This window comes from Trinickia acidisoli (assembly GCF_017315725.1).
Lineage (GTDB): Bacteria > Pseudomonadota > Gammaproteobacteria > Burkholderiales > Burkholderiaceae > Trinickia > Trinickia acidisoli.
Window position 1 is genome coordinate 3422776 of record NZ_JAFLRG010000001.1, and the last position, 20613, is coordinate 3443388.

Sequence of the window (20613 nt, forward strand, 5' to 3'; positions counted from 1 at the left end):
AACCAAACTCGGATTTATCCGAAGAGAATGGGCCGCTTGCTATCGTATCGGCCAATAACCCAAAATTCGATTCACCTAAATTGTGAGACGACGATGTGACGCGCCCCACCCCGCCCAGCAAGCGCCGCAAGCTTGGCAGTTGTTTCAAAACCCCGCCGCCAGCCCGTCGCGCCGCGTATCGCTGGCCGCGACATACCCGCGCTCCGGCTCGTCATGCGACAGCTTCCAAATGTATTGCCCCGAGCCGAAGTCCATATAGGGATCGTCGATCGCCTTGATCCGATGCCCGCGCGCCTCGAGCGCATGCGCGACACCACCGTCGAACGTCGACTCGATGTCGAGCGTGAAATCGCGATTGACCTTCCAACGCGGCGCATCGCAAGCCGCTTGCGGCTGCTGACCGTAGTCGAGCATCCGCACGACCGATTGCAGATGCCCCTGCGGCTGCATGTCGCCGCCCATGACGCCAAAACTCATCACCGGCAATTGCCGACCGTCGATGCGCTCGGTCACGAATGCCGGAATGATGGTGTGAAACGGCCGCTTTCCGCCCGCGACGACATTGGGCGAACGCGGGTCCATCGAAAACCCGCAGCCGCGATTTTGCAGCGCGATGCCGGTGTCCGGCACCACGACGCCCGAGCCGAAGCCCATGTAATTCGACTGGATGAAGCTCACCATCATCCCGTGCTCGTCAGCGGCGGTCAGATAGATCGTGCCGCCGGCTCGCGGCATGCCGAACGCGAATTGCGTCGCGCGCTTCGGGTCGATCAACGCGGCGCGTGAGTCCAGATAGGCATCGTCGAGCATCTGCTCGGGCGTCACGTCCATCGCGCGCGGGTCGGCCACGTAGCGATATACATCGGCGAACGCGAGCTTCATCGCCTCGATTTGCAGATGCTGCGAGTCGATGCCGTCGCGCGAGAGCGAACCCAAGTCGAACCGCTCCAGAATGCCCAGCGCAATCAACGCCGCGATGCCTTGGCCGTTCGGTGGAATTTCATGGACGGTACGGCCGCGGTAATCTTTCCCAATCGGCTCGACCCACATCGGCCGGTAATCGGCCAGATCGGCGGCGGTCATCGCGCCGCCGCCCTCGCGCGCGAATGTCGCGATGCGCTGAGCCGGCTCGCCTTCATAGAATGCACGCGGCCCTTGCGTCGCCAGCAGCCGCAGCGTGCGCGCGTGGCCAGGCAGGCGCACGAGTTCGCTCACGAGCGGCGCGCGCCCGTGCGGCATGAAGGTATCGGCGAAGCCGGGTTGGTCCTTCAACTCGGGCACCGCCGCGGCCCACTTTCGCGCGACGATGCTGGCAACGGCGTAGCCGCGCTCGGCGATCTCGATCGCGCTCGCCATCAGGTCGCCGAACGGCAGCAAGCCGAACTTGGCATGCAGCGCCTCCCAACCCGCGATCACGCCGGGCACCGTGGCCGTATCCCAGCCGCGCTTGGGTTGCACCGCTACGCCGCCGGCTTCGCCGTAGCGCTGCGTGAAGTAGTCGACGCTCCAGGCCGCCGGGGCGACACCCGAGGCGTTGAGCCCGTGCAGTGTCGCGCCGTCCCAGACGAGCGCGAATGCGTCGCCGCCCAGGCCGCACGAAACCGGCTCCACCACGGTCAGAACGGCCGCCGCCGCGATCGTCGCATCGACGGCATTGCCGCCCTGCCAAAGCGCGCGCAAGCCGGCCTGGGCGGCCAGCGGATGGGAAGTCGATACCACGTTGCGGGCGAACACCGGCAGGCGCGGCGTGGGATAGGGGTTGTGCCAGTCGAAACGGTTCATTTGTCGCAATCTCGCTCTGAAAACGATTCTTTTGCAAAAAGGAGAATACGTGAAGGTCTTACAATGTCCTCACTTTCACTGTCCTGCCGCATGCCATGAGCCGAGACCCACGCCTGAGCCTGAACGCACGCCAACAGGCGTTGCTCGACTGGGTGCAGCGCGACGGCTTCGTGACGGTCGATGACCTGGCTTCGCACTTCAATGTCACGCCGCAAACGATTCGCCGCGACGTCAACTGGCTCGCCGACATGAATCTGCTGCGCCGCTACCACGGCGGCGCGACACTGCCGACGAGTTCCGAGAACGTCTCGTACACGGCGCGCCAGCGCATGTTCCATGATGAAAAGCGCCGCATCGGCGCGCTCGTCGCCACCCACATCCCCGATCAGGCCTCGCTGTTCATCAACCTCGGCACGACGACCGAGGAAGTCGCGCGCGCCTTGAACCGGCACCGCGGCCTGCGCGTCATCACGAACAACCTGAACGTCGCCAACATGATGAGCGGCTATCCCGAATGCGAGGTGCTCATCACGGGCGGCATCGTGCGCCCGTGGGACAAGGGCATCGTAGGCGAGCTGGCCATCGATTTCATCCGGCAATTCAAAGTCGACTTCGCGATCATCGGCACGTCGGGCATCGAGTTCGACGGCACGCTGCGCGACTTCGACACGCGCGAAGTGCGCGTGTCGGAGGCCATCATCGAGCATGCCCGCACCGCCTTCCTGGCCGCCGATCACTCGAAGTTCGGCCGCCCCGCCCTCGTGCGCCAAGGCCACCTGAGCCAGATCGACGCGCTGTTCACCGATCAACCGGCGCCGCCGGAGATCGCCGAGACGCTCGCGGCGGCCGGCACCCAAGTGTATGTCGCTAAGACCGATTGAGCAGGGCGGGCGCCTTATTCCATGCTGCATCGCACGCGAAAGCTCAAGTAAATTCGCGAAGTTGCCGCGATAGGCGAACCGCTTCCCTACGGCAGCGTTGTCAAACGGAAAATTTTCAGGGGACGATTTGGATATAAACGGGCGCTTGACTACACTCCAGTTCCCCGACGCATGCGTGCCGAGATGCCGAACGCGTGCCGAGACGATCGCTTGCCTACTCCCGATAGGTTGAGCGCACGGCAGCCGAACAGCCGCTGCCGAGGCAATCCGATTGCCCATGGAGAGAACAATGCTGAGTCCGCATGAATTCGCCACGTTGCTACTCGTCAAGGACGCCCCCAACCAAGTCGATATGGACCGCGAAGAACTCGACGCCCTGCTCGAGCAGCAACTCGTGCAACTCGAAAGTCTCGGCTCGGGCCATCAGCAATGGCGCTTGACCGAGTCCGGCGACTCGGCGATTCGCGCGATCAAACGCTTCTCCTAGCTTCCGCTTGGCTTTTTGCCGCTGCCGCGGTTGCGCGCATGGGCTCTAGCGCCCTCGCGCGGGCCATGCGCAGCCGCCATCTCATCCGAACCGTAGCTGAAAACGAGTCGAGGCGTTGACTCGTTGCCGCCGTGCGCGTCCGCCTCGCGGCCAAGGTCGCGCATCGCGCCGTTCGCCGCGCGACTACCCGCCGCGCAACGTCGGGTCGACCTGCGCCCGCCAACCGATCGCTTTCGCCCGCTGAGCGTTGAAGTACTCCGCCCATACGCGCTTCGCATCGGGGCCACCGGCCTCGCGCGCGCGGTAGTGGCTCGCGATGTCGCTTTCGAATCCGCAGTAATCGCCCTGCGAAAGGCGCCCGTGGCGGTGTGCCACGTATGCATCGAACAACGCCGAATACACAGGCTGCGCATCCGCGCCATAGTCCGGCTGCGCGCCGCCGCATGTCGCCTGAAGCGCCGAGAAACTGGGCGTCCCCGCGAACACGCCAACGCACCCGGACACGAGCATCGTGCCTACACACGCCACCGCCGTCATCCATCCACGCATCGCACACCTCTGAAGTCGCTTTTTCGAAATGGTAGCCCCTTCGCGCGCCCGTTTCACCCATGCCTGCATGCTCGGTTCGAATTCGAACCCTAAACGCCGCCTTTACTTTTTCGAATATGTTCGTTAAATTTCGCAAACGAACATTGATAGGTTCGTTTTATTTCAGCGATAGCCGTAGGGCATCAGAGGGGACAGAGCAAGTGACGCATGGCAGTCGATACGATCTGCTCGTCGTGGGCGGCGGGATCAATGGTGCGGGCATCGCGCGCGACGCAGCCGGACGCGGCTTGTCCGTGCTGCTCGTCGAGCAGCACGATCTGGCCTCGCATACGTCGTCCTCGAGCACGAAACTCATACACGGCGGGTTGCGCTACCTCGAGTACAAGGAGTTCGGCCTCGTGCGCAAGGCGCTGCAGGAGCGCGAAACGCTGTTGCGCACGGCCCCGCACATCATGTGGCCGCTGCGCTTCGTGATGCCGCACATGCCGAATCTGCGCCCGGCCTGGCTCATCCGCGCGGGCCTGTTCCTTTACGACCATCTCGCGCGTCGCGAACTGCTTCCCGGGTCCCGCGGCATCGATATGCGCCGCCATGCGGCCGGCGCACCGCTCGTCGATTCGATCTCGCGCGGCTTCGTTTATTCGGACGGCTGGGTCGACGATGCGCGCCTCGTCGTGCTCAACGCGCTCGACGCCGCGGAGCGCGGCGCGGCCGTGCTCACGCGCACGAAGCTCGTCGGGGCGGTGCGCGCGGGCGGCGAGTGGCATGCGCAATTGTCGCGCGCCGACGGTTCGCGTCTCGACGTCCGGGCCGGCGCCATCGCGAACGCGGCGGGCCCGTGGGTGGGCCAACTACTGCACGATGCGCTCGGCCGTGGCGCGCACCACAGCGTACGGCTCGTCAAGGGCAGCCACATCGTGACGCGGCGTCTGTTCGACCACGATCACGCCTATATCTTCCAGAACCCCGACAAGCGGATCATTTTTGCGATTCCCTACGAACGCGAATTCACGCTGATCGGCACCACCGACATCGAATATCACGGCGATCCGTCGAAAGTCGCCATCACCGAAGACGAAACGCGCTACCTGTGCGAATCGATCAACCGCTACTTCAAGCGCAAGATCACGCCGGCCGATGTCTGCTGGACCTACTCGGGCGTGCGGCCGCTGCTCGAGGAGGAAGGGGCCGACAACCCCTCGGCCGTCACGCGCGATTACCGGCTCGAACTCGACGCAGGCACCGGCGAGGCGCCGCTGCTGTCGGTCTTCGGCGGCAAGATCACCACGTTTCGCAAGCTCGCGGAAGAAGCGGTCGACCGTCTGGCGTCGGTCATGCCGATCGCCAAAGGCGCTTGGACGGCTGCGCGCGCGCCGCTGCCCGGCGGCGACATTCCCCACGCGAAATTCGAGCCGTTCGCCGCAAAGTTCGCAAACGAACATCCGTGGCTACCGGCTGACCTCGCCCGCCGCTACGCACGGGCCTACGGCACGCGCGCAACCAAGCTGCTCGGCACGGCCAAGACGCTCGCGGAGCTCGGCCAGGAATTCGCGCCGGGCTTGTTCGAACAAGAGTTGCGCTATCTGCGCGACGTCGAATGGGCACGCAGCGCCGAGGACATTCTCTGGCGCCGCTCGAAGATCGGCCTGCATCTGCGGCCGGACACGATCGAGCACGTGGCGAGCGAGATCGACGCCTGGTTCGCTCGTTCACCGATATCGAGTGCGCAGCGCACTCCGTCCGCATTGGCCGGCTGAGCGCGCAAAGCCGGTTCCCGAATGGCAGTACCCGCATGACCTGATGCACCCCGTAGCCTTGCGCGGCTGACGCCCACGGCATATCACGACAACACATGGAGAAGAGACAATGCAGGATCAATACATCCTCGCGCTGGACCAAGGCACCACGAGCTCGCGTGCCATGCTGTTCGACCACAAGGGCAACATCGTCTCGGTCGCTCAGAAGGAATTCCGCCAGATCTACCCGCAGCCGGGCTGGGTCGAGCACGACCCGCAGGAGATCTGGTCGACGCAAGCCGGCGTCGCGGCCGAGGCCGTCACGCGCGCGGGTGTCAACGGCACGGCCATCGCCGCCATCGGCATCACGAACCAGCGCGAAACCACGATCGTCTGGGATCGCGAGACGGGCCAGCCGATCTACAACGCAATCGTCTGGCAAGACCGCCGCACCGCCGGGCTCTGCGATCAATTGAAAGCGCAAGGACTCGAAGAGAAGGTGCGGGCGAAGACGGGGCTACCGATCGATGCCTACTTCTCCGCCACCAAAATCCGCTGGATTCTCGATAACGTCGACGGCGCGCGAGAGAAGGCCAAGCAAGGCAAGCTCGCGTTCGGCACGGTCGACAGTTGGCTCGTCTGGAACTTCACGAAGCATGCGCTGCACATCACCGACGTCACCAACGCGTCGCGCACGATGCTGTTCAACATTCACACGATGCAATGGGATAGCGACTTGCTCGAGGCACTCGACATTCCGCGCAGCATGCTGCCCGAGGTGCGCGCGTCGTCCGAGGTGTATGGCTCGACGGTAACGACCGTCTTCGCCTCGAAGATTCCGCTCGCGGGCATCGCAGGCGATCAACAGGCCGCGCTGTTCGGGCAAATGTGCACGAAGACGGGCATGGTCAAGAACACCTACGGCACCGGCTGCTTCCTGATGATGAACACGGGCGAGAAACCCATCGAATCGAAGAACAACCTCGTCACGACGCTCGCGTGGCAGATCGGCAACGAAGTCAACTACGCGCTCGAAGGCAGCATTTTCATCGCGGGTGCCGTCGTGCAATGGCTGCGCGACGGCCTGGGCATCATCAAGAGTGCATCGGAAATCGAAGCGCTGGCAAGCAGCGTCGAACACAGCGACGGCGTCTATCTCGTGCCCGCGTTCGCCGGCCTCGGCGCGCCGCATTGGAATCCGCGCGCACGCGGCACGCTGTTCGGCGTGACGCGCGGCACGACGAGTGCCCACATCGCCCGCGCCGCGCTCGATTCGATCGCCTATCAATCGCTCGACGTGCTCAAAGCGATGGAAGCCGATTCGGGCATCAAGATCGGCGAGTTACGCGTCGACGGCGGCGCCTGCGCGAACAATCTGCTCATGCAGTTCCAATCCGACTTGCTCGGCGTGGCGGCCGTGCGTCCACGCATCAGCGAAACGACGGCGCTCGGCGCCGCCTACCTCGCGGGCCTCGCCGTCGGCTATTGGGGCAACGTGGGCGAGCTCCAAAGCCAATGGCAGCTCGATCGCCGCTTCTCGCCGGCCATGCAGCAGGCCGACGTGCAGCTATGCACCGCGGGCTGGCAGCGGGCCGTCAACGCCGCCAAGGCGTGGGCCGACGCAAGCTGAGCGCGCGTAACTCGACCAACAATCAACCACCATAGTCATTCCGGAGACACATAACCATGTCACCCCTGATCGCGGAATTTCTGGGCACCGCACTGCTCGTGCTACTCGGCAACGGCTCCGTCGCCAACGTGCTGCTCGCGCGCACGAAGGGCAAGGGCGCCGATCTGATCGTCATCGTCTGGGGCTGGGCGATGGCCGTGTTCGTTGCCGTCTACGTGACGGCCTCGTTCAGCGGCGCGCATCTGAATCCCGTCGTGACGATCAGCCTCGCGCTCGCCGGCAAGTTCGCCTGGAGCAAGGTGGCGGGCTATATCACCGCGCAGATGCTCGGCGGCATGGCCGGCGCGTTTCTCGTCTGGCTCGCCTATCGCCAGCACTTTTCGTCGACGGAAGATGCCGACATCAAGCTCGCCTGCTTCTGCACGGCGCCCGCGATTCGCAGCGTCCCGCACAATGTGATGACCGAAATGATCTGCACCTTCGTGCTGATCCTCGGCGTGCTTTATCTCGCCTCGCCGCAAGTGGGGCTCGGCGCGCTCGACGCCCTGCCCGTCGGCTTGCTCGTGCTCGGTATCGGCATTTCCCTCGGCGGCCCGACGGGCTACGCGATGAGCCCCGCCCGCGACCTCGCCCCGCGTCTCATGCACGCGCTGCTGCCGATTCCAGGCAAGCGCGGCAGCGACTGGCGCTACGCCTGGGTGCCGGTGTTCGGCCCGCTCATGGGCGGCGCGATGGCATCTTGGGTGTACGTGCACGCGCACTGAGCCACCCGGGGCGCGCCGTCTTGCGAATAGGCGAAGGCGAGCGCCCCGATCGTCGCACCAAGCTGGGCACTAGGCTGAAAACTAGGATGAGAAGCGGGGCGCAAAAACGCCAATACCGTATCATGGGGGTCTTATTACACAACAAAGCGCGCTACGGGGTTAGGCCGGCCACCAGCGTGCGCCCTTTTTCTTCATGTTCGACCATCTCATCTGCGACTGCGACGGCGTGCTCGTCGACAGTGAAGTGATTGCCGACCGCGTGCTGCTGCACGCTCTGTCGGCCGAATTCCCCTCCATCGATTTCAATCCCGTCGCCCATTCGGCGTTCGGTCAGCGAACGTCGACCTTTCTTGCCGATCTCGAATCGCGATTCGAGATCGCGATTCCCGACGGCTTTCTTGCCGGCGTCGAGCGCGGCATCGAAGCCGAGCTCAAGCGCTCGCTCGCCCCGATCGCAGGCGCACGCGACGCCCTCGAACGCGTGCCGCTGCCGGCGGCCGTCGTCTCGAACAGCCGGCTCGCACGCATCGCGGCATCGCTTGCGCGCGCCGGGCTCGCCGACGTCTTCGGGCCGCGCGTATTCAGCGCCGAGCAAGTCGCGCGGCCGAAGCCGCATCCCGATGTCTACTTGCATGCCGCGCGTGAACTCGGCGTCGCGCCCGAACGCTGTCTCGTCATTGAAGATAGCGTGACGGGCCTGTCCGCGGCCCGCGCCGCCGGCATGAAGACGATCGCGTTCGTCGGCGCGAGCCACGTCCCCAAGGGCTACGCGCAGGTGCTGCGCAATCTGGGCGTCACACGCATTGTCGAGCGCATGGAACAGTTGCCCACGCTCATCGCCGCCGGATTGCGCGGCGAGTTCGGGCAACTCCAGTCGTAGACGGATTCGCCGCGCCCGAGTGCGTCATCGTGTCGTCGTCACGCCTCGCTCGCGCAGCATTCGCGCTCGCGCGCGGTGGCCAGCGCGCGGCGAAACGCGACGAGTTCCTCGATCGTCAGCATCGGCAAGCCATGCCTGGCGGCGAAACGCTCGACGTCGGCGCCGCGGGTCATCGTGCCGTCCTCGTTCATCAGCTCGCAAAGTACGCCCGCCGGCGACAAGCCCGCGAGCACCGCGAGATCGACCGTGCCTTCGGTGTGGCCTCGGCGCACGAGCACGCCGCCTGGTTGTGCACGCAACGGGAACACATGGCCGGGGCGCACGATGTCCTCGGGCTTCGCGTCTGGAGCGATGGCGGAGCGGATCGTCGTCACGCGATCGGCGGCCGATACGCCCGTGCTGACACCATGGCGCGCCTCGATCGATACCGTGAACGCCGTGCCGTGCCGGCTCTCGTTGTGTGCGACCATCGGCGGCAACTCGAGCGCGCGGATCGTTTCGTCGGGCAAGCACAGGCAGACGATTCCGCTGCACTCGCGAATCAAGAGCGCCATCGTCTCGACGGTCAGGCGCTCGGCGGCCACGATGAGATCGGCCTCGTTTTCGCGGTCGTGATCGTCCTGCAAGACGACGGCGCAGCCCTCGCGTAGCGCATCGAGTGCACGGGCGATGCGCGGGGGCATCAACGCGGAATCGAGAAAGGGAAGTTCGGCGAACGCCGTGGAAACGGGTAAAGACATGTGAAACGCTCCTCGCGAGAGAAAAATGGCGAAAAACGTTTCAGGGCATCGCAAACCGGCACGAATGCCACCGCCCTCGGCGCAGCAAAGCATGCCGAGCCGAGCGAGGCGGCGAACGCGACTGTCTGCGCATCTTCTTCCATCCGGACTGTGACCGTCGGCCCTGGCATCGCACCAGATCTGCTGACCCCGCGCGAGCCGGCCTGGAAGGCCGATCGCCGCAGGCGCTCGCGGGCTCGCCGGCACATGGCCGACATACCGCCGGTGGGGAATTTCGCCCCGCCCTGAAGACGCACTGAGTATGTTGAGCCGGCACCGAGCCGGCCCAAAAGAGCATACACGAGGCTCACCCGCACCTCGGACAAAGCCCTCAGGGCGGCGCGGGCTCTGTTGCACCGCGGCAACTACGGATCGGCTCGATGGCGGACAAGGAGTCGAACTCGAGGCGCGCCCCTAGCAGCCGCTCTGTCGCGGCTGCGCACCTCAGGAAACGCACTGCGTCACGGTCCGCAGCGCACGCGCACGACGCGTGTCGAGGTAAGCGGCGAGCAGCGTCACCGCAAGCGCCGCGACGGTCACCGCAACGGCGACCCATGGCAGCACGTCGAGCTTCGCGCCGTGCGTGAGCGCGAGGCCGCCGAGCCAAGCGCCCATTGCGTTGCCGACGTTGAAGGCGCCGATATTCAGTGTCGAAGCCAGGTGCGGCGCATGGCTCGCCTTTTCGACGACGCGCATTTGCAGCGGCGGCACGGTTGCAAACGCGGCGATGCCCCACACGAATATCGTGACGGCCGCGGGCACGGCGAGGTGACTCGTCTTCGCGAATACGGCCATCACGAGCGCCAGCAGGGCGAGAATGCCCATGAGCGAGGGCATCAGCGCACGGTCGGCCAGCTTGCCGCCGACGACATTGCCGACGGTCAGGCCCGCGCCGAACAGCACGAGAATCAGCGTGACGGCGTGCGGCGAAAAGCCCGTGACCTGCTCGAGAATCGGCGCGATATACGTGAAGACGACGAACACGCCGCCGAAGCCGAGCACGGTCATCGCAAGCGCGAGCCACACCTGCGGCTCCTTGAGCACGCGCACTTCGCGGGCAAGGCCGACGGGGCCGGTATCGCGCTGGTTCGGAACCAGCGCGGTCACGCCCGCGAGCGAGAGCACACCGAGACCGGCCACGATCCAGAACGACAGGCGCCAGCCCCACGATTGCCCGACGAACGTGCCGAACGGCACGCCGAGCACGTTGGCGAGCGTGAGCCCCGTAAACATCAGCGCGATCGCGCTTGCCTGCTTTTCGCGCGCCACGAGCGACGCGGCGACGACAGCGCCGATGCCGAAGAACGAGCCGTGCGCGAACGATGTCACGACACGCGCCATCATCAGCATCCGATAGTCGCCCGCGACGGCGCACAAGACGTTGCCGACGACGAACACGACCATCAACCACTGCAGCGCCGCCTTGCGCGGCAGCTTGCTCGTCAGCACGGCAAGGATGGGCGCGCCGACGGCGACGCCCAGTGCGTAGCCGGACACGAGCAAGCCGGCCGACGGAATCGAGACGGCCAGATCGCGCGCGACGTCGGGCAACAGGCCCATGATGATGAACTCAGTCGTGCCGATGGCAAAAGCGCTCAATGCGAGCGCCAGCAAAGGGATGGGCATGGCGGCTCCCGCGAAAGTGACGTAAACCGGTATTGTCGGAACAACAGCATGGTTTGATAATGAGGCCCATGCTTGAATCATCTTCAAACAAAATCGAATAATCGATGGATCGACTCGGCGACATTCGCCTTTTCGTCGCAGCGGCCCGGCTCGGCGGCATTTCCGCGGCGGGGCGCAAGCTCGGCCTGACGCCGGCCGCGGCCAGCGCTCGCCTGGCCAAGCTCGAGGCCGCGCTCTCGACCCGGCTGTTCGAGCGCACGACGCGGCGGTTGCGGTTGACCGACGAGGGGCGCCTGTATTTGCGGCACTGCATGCGCGCGCTGCAAGCGCTCGACGACGCCGACGCCGAATTGCAGGCCGGCAGCACCGTCGTGCGCGGCAAAATCCGCATTTCGACGACGTCGGATTTCGGCCGCAATTTGCTGATGGCGTGGCTCGACGAGTTCAACGCGCGCTATCCCGACGTCACGTTCGCGCTGACGCTCGCCGATTCTGTCTCGAATCTGCTGCAGGACGATATCGACCTCGCGATCCGCTTCGGTAGCCCGCGCGAGGATACGTCGCTGATCGCGCGGCCGCTCGCGACGAACCGGCGCGTGCTCGTCGCATCGCCCGGCTATTTGGAGCGGCATGGCGAGCCGGTTTCTCCGGCCGATCTGGCGCGATTTCAATGCATCGTGCTGACGATCGCGTCGGGACCGCTCAACGAGTGGCGCTTCGTTCGCGATGGCGTAACCGAGGATTACATCGCGCCGCTCGAGACCTCGCGCGAGACGAACGACGGTGCCGTCACGCGCATCTGGGCTGTCGACGGCTACGGCATCGTCCTGAAATCGCTCTGGGACATCGGCGCCGATCTGCGCGCGGGCCGGTTGCGGATCGTGCTGCCAGAGTGGCGCTACGCGTGGGATACGCCGCTGCACGCGCTGTTTCACCGCAACCGCTACCGGCCGCCGCGCGTGCGGGCGCTGCTCGACTTCCTGGTCGAGCGGTTCGCGCAGGCCGAGCGCGACTGGTCGCAACTGCCGGGAGCCGAACGGTAGGCGCCTCGAACGGTCGCTGCCCCATGGGGGCCCGGGAGCGCGACGCCCGACCGGCTATAATGTCGGGTTATGCGGCGGCTTTATCGGCTTCCGTCACTTACCTACGCCCCCAGGTCAACCACTGCGAACGGCGAGCTTCATGACCAAGAAAGTTTATGTAAAGACCTTCGGCTGCCAAATGAACGAGTACGACTCCGACAAAATGGTCGACGTACTCGGCGCCGCCGAAGGACTCGTCAAGACGGATTCCCCCGAAGACGCGGACGTCATCCTCTTCAACACCTGTTCCGTGCGCGAGAAGGCGCAGGAAAAGGTCTTCTCCGATCTCGGCCGCGTGCGCGAGCTCAAAGAGGCGAAACCCGACTTGCTGATCGGCGTCGGCGGCTGCGTCGCGAGCCAGGAGGGCGCGGCGATCGTCTCCCGCGCGCCTTACGTCGACCTCGTGTTCGGTCCGCAAACGCTGCATCGGCTACCGCAGATGATCGATGCGCGCCGCGCGAGCGGCCGCGCGCAAGTCGACATCTCGTTTCCCGAAATCGAGAAGTTCGATCATCTGCCGCCCGCGCGCGTCGACGGTCCGAGCGCGTTCGTCTCGATCATGGAAGGCTGCAGCAAGTACTGCAGCTACTGCGTCGTGCCCTACACGCGCGGCGACGAAGTCTCGCGTCCGCTCGACGACGTGCTGACCGAAATCGCCGGCCTCGCCGACCAAGGCGTGCGCGAAGTCACGCTGCTCGGCCAAAACGTGAACGCCTATCGCGGCGCGCTCACGGCCGGCGCGACGGAGATCGCCGACTTCGCGACGTTGATCGAGTACGTCGCCGATATTCCCGGCATCGAACGCATCCGCTACACCACATCGCATCCGAAAGAGTTCACGCAGCGCCTCATCGACGTCTATGCGAAGGTGGACAAGCTCGTCTCGCATCTGCACTTGCCGGTGCAGCACGGCTCCGACCGCATCTTGATGGCGATGAAGCGCGGCTACACGGTGCTCGAGTACAAATCGGTGATCCGCCGCTTGCGCGCGATTCGGCCCGACCTCTCGCTGTCCACCGACATCATCGTCGGCTTTCCCGGCGAAACGCAAAGCGACTTCGACAAGACGATGGCGCTCGTGGGCGAGATGAGCTACGACACGAGCTTCTCGTTCATCTACAGCCCGCGCCCCGGCACGCCGGCCGCGAACCTGCACGACGACACGCCTCGCGAAGTCAAGCTCGAACGCCTGCAACATTTGCAGGCGACGATCGATGCCAACGTCGTGCGCATCAGCGAATCGATGGTCGGCAACGTCGAGCGGATCCTCGTCGAGCGTCCCGCGCGCAAGGATCCGACCGAACTCGCGGGCCGCACGGCCAACAACCGCGTCGTCAACTTCCCGGCACCGGTGGCCTCGCATGCACGGCTGATCGGCCAGATGATCGACGTGCGCATCACGCGCGCCTATCCCCATTCGCTGCGCGGCGAGCTCGTGCTCGCGAAGCATGCGCAGCCCGTCGCTTAAATTAAGGAACGCACTCTCGCCTTGAAGACCGCCCCGTCCCTGGAATTCACCGCACCGCACGACGACAACGCGCGCCTTGCCAACCTTTGCGGGCCGCTCGACGAAAACCTGCGGCAGATCGAGCAAGCGCTCGACGTCACGCTGCAGCGGCGCGGCCATCGGATCTCGATTCGCGGACGCGGCGCGAAAGTTGCGCTCGGCGCACTCGAAACGTTCTACAACCGCGCGCGCGAGCCGCTGTCGGTCGACGACATTCAGCTCGCGCTCGTCGAAGCGCGTCATCCGGGCAACCGCGGCACGGATGCGCGACAAGACGAAGGGGGCCCGGGCCGCTACGATCCCGACCACCCATTCGACGAACCGGCGGGCCTCGATGACGAAAGCATCGAAGAGCTTGGCCCGAAGCTCTACACGCGCCGCGCCGATTTGCGCGGCCGCACACCGGCGCAGCGCGAGTACCTGAAGCAAATCGTCTCGCACGACGTCACGTTCGGCGTCGGGCCCGCGGGCACCGGCAAGACGTACCTCGCCGTCGCTTGCGCCGTCGACTCGCTCGAACGCGACCAGGTCAAGCGCATCGTGCTGACGCGTCCCGCGGTCGAAGCGGGCGAGCGGCTCGGCTTTTTGCCGGGCGACCTCGCGCAGAAGGTCGATCCGTACCTGCGCCCGCTCTACGACGCGCTCTACGATCTGCTCGGCTTCGACAAGACGGCCAAGATGTTCGAGCGGCAAATGATCGAAATCGCGCCGCTTGCCTACATGCGCGGGCGTACGCTCAACCATGCCTTCATCATCCTCGACGAAGCGCAAAACACGACGCCCGAGCAGATGAAGATGTTCCTCACGCGCATCGGCTTCGGCTCGAAGGCCGTCGTCACCGGCGATACGACGCAGATCGACTTGCCGCGCGGCGCAAAGAGCGGCCTCATCGAGGCGCAGCAGGTGCTCTCGAACGTGCGCGGGATTGCGCTGACGCGCTTCACGAGCGCAGACGTCGTGCGCCATCCGCTCGTCGCTCGTATCGTCGAAGCGTACGACCAGCACACGAGAAAAGACGACGCAACGCCGATCGACGGGCGCTGACGGCCGCCACAACGCGATTGACCGAATGACCGACAAGACACGTACGCCGCAACTGAAACTGACGTTGCAGTTTCCCGCCGCCAAGGCATTTCCCGAGCACAAGGCCGCGGTTTCTCGTGCGGACGTCGCGCGCTGGATCAAGGCGGCGTTATTCGCCGACGGCGAACTGACGGTCCGGCTAGTCGATGCCGACGAAGGCCGCCTGCTGAACCGCACCTATCGCGGCAAGGATTATGCGACGAACGTGCTGACGTTCGCCTACGCGGAGAGCGAAAGCGATCCCGTCTCCGGCGATCTCGTGCTCTGCTGCTCCGTGATCGAGCGCGAGGCGTCTGAACAAGGCAAGCCGCTCGTCGCGCACTACGCGCACATGATCGTGCACGGTACGCTGCATGCGCAGGGCTACGATCACGAAAACGACGACGAGGCGGAGGAAATGGAGGCGCTCGAAACCGACATCCTCGGCCGGCTCGGCTTCGCCGATCCATATGGAGACCGTTCCCGCTGACGATTTGCGCGCGATGTCCGACACGAGCCAGCCCCCCGCCCCCCTCTCGCCTCCCTGCACGGGCTATCCGCCCATGCTCGGCGAAGCCCGGCTGCTCAGCGACGCCGAACTCGCCCGTTCGCTCGCAGAGACGATGAAGCACTGGAACGGCAAAAGCGATATGTGGCTGTTCGGCTATGGGTCGCTGATCTGGAACCCGGGTATGCCGGCCGCCGAAACCGTGCGCGCGCGGGTGCGCGGCTATCACCGAGGGCTGTACCTGTGGTCGCGCGTGAACCGCGGCACGCCGGAGCAACCCGGTCTCGTGCTGGCGCTCGACCGCGGCGGCTCTTGCACCGGCATGGCATTCCGGCTGGCGGGAGACGGCGCCGCGCCGCACTTGGAGGCGCTTTGGCGGCGCGAGATGCCGATGGGATCGTATCGGCCGGCATGGCTGCCGTGCTGGCTCGCAGACGGACGCCGCGTCAAAGCGCTCGCGTTCGTCATGCGGCGCGACGTGCCGACTTACACGGGGAAATTGTCCGATGAAATCGTCAAGGCGGTGCTGAACTGCGCTCAAGGCCGTTACGGCACGACGCTCGACTACGTCCGCCGCACCGTCGGAGCGCTGCGCGAATGCGGCATGCCCGACCGGGCGCTCGAGGCGCTGCTCGAACGCTGTCTTTGAAACGCGCCGCCGCACGGGCGACGCCCATCAATACCCGAGGAATGCAGCCGCGCCGACGAGCGCGCCGAGCCCGGCCGCGCCGAGCGCTGCGCCGAGCAGCCAGCGGCGGCGCGTGAGCAGCGTGATGGCGGCGAGCGAGATCGCGATTTGCGTGAGCGTCGTCGCTTGTGCCCACCGATGGTGCAAATGCAGTTGCCGCTCGCTGTCCGCATCGGCCTGCGCCACGGTTTTTTCGAGCGCTTCGGCATGCGCCCGAATGTCCGTCTTCTGCTGCGCGTATTTGGCGACGTCGGCCGCAAACTTGGCGCTCGCCTTCGGATCCGCCGCCGTCAGCGCGGCGCCCAGCTCAGCGAGATTCTGCTTCTCGCCCTTGGCCTGGTAGTAGCTCCACTGGTTCGCGGCCTCGGTCTTGCGGATCGCGGCCTCGTTCTTGTAGAAGAGCGCGAGCCCCTCGGTCGAGCCGCCCTGATACGAAAACACGGCACCGACCGTCGCCAGCACGGCCGTCATGACGGCGATGCGGCCCGCGAACGGATCGGACGGCGCACCGCCATGCGCTTGCCCGTGACCGTGGCCGTGCCCCGCATGTTCGAGAGCCTCTTCGTGGGGCCCGCGCACTTCAAACTCTTCCGACATATTTCTTTCGCGCAAACAAGGTAGAAACGGTGGCGATAGCGATGATGCCGTCGGCCCGCGCGCGCCGGACGGCGCGTGTCGCGCACTTTAGCAGGACCGTCTGCCGGCATGGTGCTACTTTTGCGTGGTGTATCCTTAACTCTCCGTTGACCACGCGTCCAGCCGTTCCGGACGCATCGCCATGAACGACGCCTATCCCAGTCGACGCCATACCGACAAGCCCCCCGAGAAACGCTCGCTGCTCGAGCGTCTGACCGATCTCATTTCGCCCGAGCCCGAATCGCGGGCCGAGCTGCTCGAAATCCTGCAAGACGCGCACGAGCGCAATTTGATCGACGCCGATTCGCTCTCGATGATCGAAGGCGTCTTCCAGGTATCCGATCTTTGCGCGCGCGACATCATGGTGCCGCGGGCACAGATGGACGCGATCGACATCGAGCACCGCCCCGACGAGTTCATCCCGTTCGTCCTCGAAAAGGAGCACTCGCGGTACCCCGTCTACGAGGGCAACCGCGACAACATCATCGGCGTGCTGCTCGCAAAAGATTTACTGCGCTATTACGCCGAGGAATCGTTCGACGTGCGCGGCATGCTGCGCCCGGCCGTGTTCATTCCCGAAGCGAAGCGGTTGAACGTGCTGCTGCACGACTTCCGCATGAACCGCAATCATCTTGCGATCGTCGTCGACGAATACGGCGGCGTCGCCGGGCTGATCACGATCGAAGACGTGCTCGAGCAAATCGTCGGCGACATCGAGGACGAATACGACTTCGACGAAGAAAGCGGCAACATCATCGCCTCGCCCGACGGCCGCTATCGCGTGCGTGCGTTGACCGAGATCGAGCAATTCAACGAAGCGTTCGGCACGGATTTCTCGGATGAGGAAGTCGATACGATCGGCGGCCTCGTGACCCATCATTTCGGGCGCGTGCCGCATCGCGGCGAGCGCGTGCGCATCGACGATCTCATTTTCGAGATCCTGCGCGGCGATGCGCGCCAGGTTCATGTGCTGCTCGTGCGGCGCGACCCGCTCGCGGGCCAGCGCGAACGTGACGCGCAGCATGTTCAGACCTGACGACGGCGCGGGACGCTAAAAACTTTCAACGCATTTCCGAAGCCACGTCTACATGGCCGAATCGATTACCTCCCGCCTGCGCGGCAACACCACCGCATCCGGCACCGCCGCGAGCCCGCTCTCGCGCTGGCATTACCTCGTCGCGCTTGCACTCGGCGCGCTCAATACGCTCTCGTTCGCACCCACGCCGCACGGCGGCTGGCTCGAAATCGCCATTTTCGCCGTGCTCTACGCCTGGCTCACGCGCACGACCGGCTGGAAGAGCGCGGCGCTCACGGGCGGCGCATTCGGCTTCGGCAATCTCGTGACGGGCGTCTGGTGGCTCTATGTCAGCATGCACCACTACGGCGGGATGCCCGCGCCACTCGCGGGCGCGGCGCTCGTGCTGTTCTCGCTCTACCTCGCGCTGTATCCCGCGATTTCGGCGGGGCTCTGGTCGTTTTGCGCGGGCCATGCGGCGAACGGCGCGCGCAACGCGCGTCCCTTACGTGCGTCACGTCCGTTCGCACCGACTTGGCACGGTGCCTTCGCCTTTGCCAGCGCTTGGGCAATCGGCGAATGGCTGCGCGGCACGGTCTTCACGGGCTTTCCGTGGCTCGCAAGCGGCTATGCGCAGGTCGATGGGCCGCTCTCGGGCTTCGCGGCAATCGCCGGGGTTTATGGCGTCGGCTGGGTCCTCGCGCTCACCGCGGCGCTCATCGTGCAGAGCGCGTCGGCGTGGTTCGCACGCCCACGCCGGCACGCGGCCGTGCTGCTGCCGGCCATGGCGGCGATCGCCGTCATGGGCGCAGGCACCGCGCTCAAGCGCGTGGCCTGGACGCTGCCCGGCAACGCCCCGCTGACCGTCCGCCTCCTACAAGGCAACGTCAAGCAAGAAATGAAGTTCGACGAAGCCGGCGTGCTCGCCGCGCTCGACCTTTACGAGCGGATGATCACGGCGCACGCGGCGGATCTCATCGTCACGCCCGAGACGGCGATTCCATTGCTGCCGCAGCAGTTTCCCGAATCCTTCGCGCAAGCACTGCGCACGTTCGCAGACAACACGGACTCGTCGCTGCTGATCGGCGCGTTCGGCGCGACGATCACGCCCGACGGCCGATACACCGACGAAACGAATAGCTTCTTCGGGGTCACGCCGGGCTCGCGTGAACTGTACCGCTACGACAAGCACCATCTGGTGCCGTTCGGCGAATTCGTGCCGTGGGGCTTTCATTGGTTCGTGCGGCTGATGAACATCCCGCTCGGCGATCTCGCGCGCGGCAAACCGGTGCAAAAAGCGTTCATGGTCCACAACCAGCCGATCGACGTCGACGTCTGCTACGAGGACATCTTCGGCGAGGAAATCGCACGCACGTTGCGCGAAGCGGCCGTGCCGGCCGGCGTGCTCGTCAATGCATCTAACTTGGCTTGGTTCGGCAACACGATCGCGCTCGATCAGCACTTGCAGATGGCGCGCATGCGCACGCTCGAAACGGGCCGGCCGCTCATCGCCGCGACCAACACCGGCACGACGGCCGTCATCGATCCGCACGGCCGAGTGACAGCGCGACTGGCCGCGTTCACGACGGGCCAAATCGAAGCGACGGTGCAAGGTATGACGGGGCGCACCCCGTATATCACCGTCGGCAACAACCTCGTGCTGGCCGTCTCGCTCGTGCTGATCGCTTTCGGCTTCGCGTTCGGGCCCGGGCGCCGCGGGCCGAGACGAAATTAAGCCGCGCTACGCACAGGCTCGGCGACGCCCCGGCCGCTACCGCTGGACTCGCGCCGGCGGTCCGCACTCGAGGCGCACAGCCGGCGACGGCCGCAAGGCAGCCCCAATCCGGTAAAATCTAGTGTTTTCACCGTGCAGACGGTGGCTATCGCCGCAGCCCGCACATCGGCCGCCCGGACGGGAGCCCCGATTCCGCCGGTTTTCCGGCATCGCAGCGGCCAGACGCCGCCTGCCTCGAAAGGCACGACATGCTCACGTTTCAGCAAATCATCCTGACGCTGCAATCCTATTGGGACAAACAAGGTTGCGCGCTGCTCCAGCCGATCGACATGGAAGTCGGTGCCGGCACCTCGCACGTCCATACGTTCTTGCGCGCGATCGGCCCCGAGCCGTGGCGGGCGGCGTACGTGCAGCCCTCGCGCCGCCCGAAGGACGGCCGCTACGGCGACAATCCGAACCGCCTGCAGCACTACTACCAATACCAGGTCGTGCTCAAGCCGGCGCCGGAAAACATCCTCGACCTCTACCTCGGCTCGCTCGAAGCGCTCGGCTTCGACCTGAAACAGAACGACGTGCGCTTCGTCGAGGACGACTGGGAAAACCCCACGCTCGGCGCCTGGGGCCTCGGCTGGGAAGTTTGGCTCAACGGCATGGAAGTCACGCAGTTCACCTACTTCCAGCAAGTAGGCGGGCTCGACTGCAAGCCCGTGCTCGGCGAAATCACGTACGGGCTCGAGCGGCTCGCAATGTATTTGCAGAAGGTCGAGAACATCTACGACCTCGTCTGGACCGAGTGGGAGGAAGCCGGCCCGAACGGCCCCGAGCTACGCCGCCTGACCTACCGCGACGTCTACCACCAGAACGAAGTCGAGCAATCGACCTACAACTTCGAACACGCGAACGTCGATCTGCTGTTCACGCTGTTCAACAGCTACGAATCGGAAGCGAAGCGCATGATCGAGACACAGCTTGCGCTGCCCGGCTACGAGCTCGTGCTCAAGGCCGCGCATACGTTCAATCTGCTCGATGCCCGCGGCGCGATCTCGGTCACGGAGCGCGCAGCCTACATCGGCCGCATTCGCGCGCTCTCGCGGCTCGTCGCGCAGGCCTATTACGAATCGCGTGAAAAGCTCGGCTTCCCGATGCTCGGCAATCCCGTGCACGGCGTGCCCGGCTTGACGACGGACGAGCAGGATGCCGCGATGCCGGCATGGGTGCCGCCGCTGAAGGTCGAGCGCGCGATCGACAAGGAATGACGAGACCCAA

Annotated in this window: 19 protein-coding genes and 1 riboswitch; of the genes, 14 read left to right on the forward strand and 5 right to left on the reverse strand. The window is 65.3% G+C overall.

Features of this window, described 5'->3' with window-relative positions; all coding sequences use genetic code 11:
* Nucleotides 1–144 precede the first annotated feature (144 nt).
* Nucleotides 145–1782 (reverse strand): gamma-glutamyltransferase family protein, encoded by a 1638-nt coding sequence (locus tag J3485_RS15685; protein WP_206954240.1) that lies wholly within the window; start codon nt 1780–1782, stop codon nt 145–147.
* Nucleotides 1783–1877: 95 nt separating this feature from the next.
* Here J3485_RS15685 and J3485_RS15690 point away from each other — a divergent pair, with 95 nt between their 5' ends.
* The gene (locus J3485_RS15690) at nt 1878–2663 is read left to right on the forward strand and encodes a DeoR/GlpR family DNA-binding transcription regulator (RefSeq protein WP_206954242.1); all 786 of its coding nucleotides are present in this window, start codon (nt 1878–1880) and stop codon (nt 2661–2663) included.
* A gap of 289 nt (nt 2664–2952) precedes the next feature.
* Entirely contained in the window at nt 2953–3150 is a 198-nt protein-coding gene (locus J3485_RS15695; protein WP_206954244.1) for a hypothetical protein, read from the forward strand.
* A 183-nt stretch (nt 3151–3333) separates the two neighbouring features.
* Here J3485_RS15695 and J3485_RS15700 read toward each other — a convergent pair whose 3' ends face one another.
* Nucleotides 3334–3699: a hypothetical protein gene (locus tag J3485_RS15700; protein ID WP_206954246.1), complete on the reverse strand. Its 366-nt coding sequence runs from the start codon at nt 3697–3699 to the stop codon at nt 3334–3336.
* A gap of 200 nt (nt 3700–3899) precedes the next feature.
* On the opposite strand from J3485_RS15700, the gene glpD reads away from it, so the two are divergent.
* The 4 genes from glpD to J3485_RS15720 all read left to right on the forward strand — a co-directional run bounded on the left by glpD (nt 3900) and on the right by J3485_RS15720 (nt 8709).
* A complete protein-coding gene (gene glpD, locus J3485_RS15705; protein ID WP_206954249.1) occupies nt 3900–5456 on the forward strand; it encodes a glycerol-3-phosphate dehydrogenase in 1557 nt (518 codons plus the stop codon).
* A 109-nt stretch (nt 5457–5565) separates the two neighbouring features.
* Nucleotides 5566–7065 carry a glycerol kinase GlpK gene (gene glpK, locus J3485_RS15710; RefSeq protein ID WP_206954256.1) on the forward strand — a complete coding sequence of 500 codons (1500 nt, stop codon included), beginning with the start codon at nt 5566–5568 and terminating at the stop codon, nt 7063–7065.
* A 56-nt stretch (nt 7066–7121) separates the two neighbouring features.
* Nucleotides 7122–7829, forward strand: a complete 708-nt coding sequence (locus J3485_RS15715) for an MIP/aquaporin family protein (RefSeq protein WP_206954259.1) — start codon at nt 7122–7124, stop codon at nt 7827–7829.
* Between the two features lie 193 nt (nt 7830–8022).
* A complete protein-coding gene (locus tag J3485_RS15720; protein ID WP_206954261.1) occupies nt 8023–8709 on the forward strand; it encodes an HAD family hydrolase in 687 nt (228 codons plus the stop codon).
* 38 nt (nt 8710–8747) lie between these two features.
* On the opposite strand, the gene ribB is transcribed toward J3485_RS15720, so the two are convergent.
* Both ribB and J3485_RS15730 read right to left on the reverse strand, forming a co-directional pair.
* A complete protein-coding gene (ribB, locus tag J3485_RS15725; RefSeq protein WP_206954263.1) occupies nt 8748–9449 on the reverse strand; it encodes a 3,4-dihydroxy-2-butanone-4-phosphate synthase in 702 nt (233 codons plus the stop codon).
* A 127-nt stretch (nt 9450–9576) separates the two neighbouring features.
* Nucleotides 9577–9745: riboswitch (FMN riboswitch) on the reverse strand.
* 187 nt (nt 9746–9932) lie between these two features.
* A complete protein-coding gene (locus J3485_RS15730; RefSeq protein ID WP_206954265.1) occupies nt 9933–11114 on the reverse strand; it encodes an MFS transporter in 1182 nt (393 codons plus the stop codon).
* 104 nt (nt 11115–11218) lie between these two features.
* On the opposite strand from J3485_RS15730, the gene J3485_RS15735 reads away from it, so the two are divergent.
* The 5 genes from J3485_RS15735 to J3485_RS15755 all read left to right on the forward strand — a co-directional run bounded on the left by J3485_RS15735 (nt 11219) and on the right by J3485_RS15755 (nt 15922).
* Nucleotides 11219–12157: a LysR family transcriptional regulator gene (locus J3485_RS15735; RefSeq protein WP_206954266.1), complete on the forward strand. Its 939-nt coding sequence runs from the start codon at nt 11219–11221 to the stop codon at nt 12155–12157.
* A gap of 139 nt (nt 12158–12296) precedes the next feature.
* A complete protein-coding gene (gene miaB, locus J3485_RS15740) occupies nt 12297–13664 on the forward strand; it encodes a tRNA (N6-isopentenyl adenosine(37)-C2)-methylthiotransferase MiaB (protein ID WP_206954269.1) in 1368 nt (455 codons plus the stop codon).
* Nucleotides 13665–13685: 21 nt separating this feature from the next.
* The gene (locus tag J3485_RS15745; protein WP_206954270.1) at nt 13686–14747 is read left to right on the forward strand and encodes a PhoH family protein; all 1062 of its coding nucleotides are present in this window, start codon (nt 13686–13688) and stop codon (nt 14745–14747) included.
* A 25-nt stretch (nt 14748–14772) separates the two neighbouring features.
* Nucleotides 14773–15255, forward strand: a complete 483-nt coding sequence (ybeY, locus tag J3485_RS15750) for an rRNA maturation RNase YbeY (protein WP_206954272.1) — start codon at nt 14773–14775, stop codon at nt 15253–15255.
* Between the two features lie 13 nt (nt 15256–15268).
* Nucleotides 15269–15922 carry a gamma-glutamylcyclotransferase gene (locus J3485_RS15755; protein ID WP_206954280.1) on the forward strand — a complete coding sequence of 218 codons (654 nt, stop codon included), beginning with the start codon at nt 15269–15271 and terminating at the stop codon, nt 15920–15922.
* Between the two features lie 27 nt (nt 15923–15949).
* Here the strand turns inward: J3485_RS15755 and J3485_RS15760 are convergent, their stop codons facing one another.
* Nucleotides 15950–16558: a DUF4337 domain-containing protein gene (locus J3485_RS15760; protein ID WP_206954283.1), complete on the reverse strand. Its 609-nt coding sequence runs from the start codon at nt 16556–16558 to the stop codon at nt 15950–15952.
* Nucleotides 16559–16739: 181 nt separating this feature from the next.
* Between J3485_RS15760 and J3485_RS15765 the strand changes: the two genes are divergently transcribed.
* The 3 genes from J3485_RS15765 to glyQ all read left to right on the forward strand — a co-directional run bounded on the left by J3485_RS15765 (nt 16740) and on the right by glyQ (nt 20603).
* Nucleotides 16740–17633 carry a CorC family transporter gene (locus J3485_RS15765; RefSeq protein WP_206954292.1) on the forward strand — a complete coding sequence of 298 codons (894 nt, stop codon included), beginning with the start codon at nt 16740–16742 and terminating at the stop codon, nt 17631–17633.
* Nucleotides 17634–17685: 52 nt separating this feature from the next.
* Nucleotides 17686–19347 carry an apolipoprotein N-acyltransferase gene (gene lnt / locus J3485_RS15770; protein WP_206954294.1) on the forward strand — a complete coding sequence of 554 codons (1662 nt, stop codon included), beginning with the start codon at nt 17686–17688 and terminating at the stop codon, nt 19345–19347.
* A gap of 248 nt (nt 19348–19595) precedes the next feature.
* Entirely contained in the window at nt 19596–20603 is a 1008-nt protein-coding gene (gene glyQ / locus J3485_RS15775; protein WP_206954296.1) for a glycine--tRNA ligase subunit alpha, read from the forward strand.
* Nucleotides 20604–20613 lie beyond the last annotated feature (10 nt).

Coding starts and splice junctions, on each gene's coding strand:
- J3485_RS15765 (WP_206954292.1), top strand. CDS start 16,740: ATGAACGACGCCTATCCCAGTCGACGCCATACCGACAAGCCCCCCGAG.
- J3485_RS15685 (WP_206954240.1), bottom strand. CDS start 1,782: ATGAACCGTTTCGACTGGCACAACCCCTATCCCACGCCGCGCCTGCCG.
- J3485_RS15730 (WP_206954265.1), bottom strand. CDS start 11,114: ATGCCCATCCCTTTGCTGGCGCTCGCATTGAGCGCTTTTGCCATCGGC.
- J3485_RS15715 (WP_206954259.1), top strand. CDS start 7,122: ATGTCACCCCTGATCGCGGAATTTCTGGGCACCGCACTGCTCGTGCTA.
- J3485_RS15695 (WP_206954244.1), top strand. CDS start 2,953: ATGCTGAGTCCGCATGAATTCGCCACGTTGCTACTCGTCAAGGACGCC.
- J3485_RS15760 (WP_206954283.1), bottom strand. CDS start 16,558: ATGTCGGAAGAGTTTGAAGTGCGCGGGCCCCACGAAGAGGCTCTCGAA.
- glpK (WP_206954256.1), top strand. CDS start 5,566: ATGCAGGATCAATACATCCTCGCGCTGGACCAAGGCACCACGAGCTCG.
- J3485_RS15720 (WP_206954261.1), top strand. CDS start 8,023: ATGTTCGACCATCTCATCTGCGACTGCGACGGCGTGCTCGTCGACAGT.
- ribB (WP_206954263.1), bottom strand. CDS start 9,449: ATGTCTTTACCCGTTTCCACGGCGTTCGCCGAACTTCCCTTTCTCGAT.
- J3485_RS15690 (WP_206954242.1), top strand. CDS start 1,878: ATGAGCCGAGACCCACGCCTGAGCCTGAACGCACGCCAACAGGCGTTG.
- ybeY (WP_206954272.1), top strand. CDS start 14,773: ATGACCGACAAGACACGTACGCCGCAACTGAAACTGACGTTGCAGTTT.
- lnt (WP_206954294.1), top strand. CDS start 17,686: ATGGCCGAATCGATTACCTCCCGCCTGCGCGGCAACACCACCGCATCC.
- glyQ (WP_206954296.1), top strand. CDS start 19,596: ATGCTCACGTTTCAGCAAATCATCCTGACGCTGCAATCCTATTGGGAC.
- J3485_RS15735 (WP_206954266.1), top strand. CDS start 11,219: ATGGATCGACTCGGCGACATTCGCCTTTTCGTCGCAGCGGCCCGGCTC.
- J3485_RS15700 (WP_206954246.1), bottom strand. CDS start 3,699: ATGCGTGGATGGATGACGGCGGTGGCGTGTGTAGGCACGATGCTCGTG.
- J3485_RS15755 (WP_206954280.1), top strand. CDS start 15,269: ATGTCCGACACGAGCCAGCCCCCCGCCCCCCTCTCGCCTCCCTGCACG.
- miaB (WP_206954269.1), top strand. CDS start 12,297: ATGACCAAGAAAGTTTATGTAAAGACCTTCGGCTGCCAAATGAACGAG.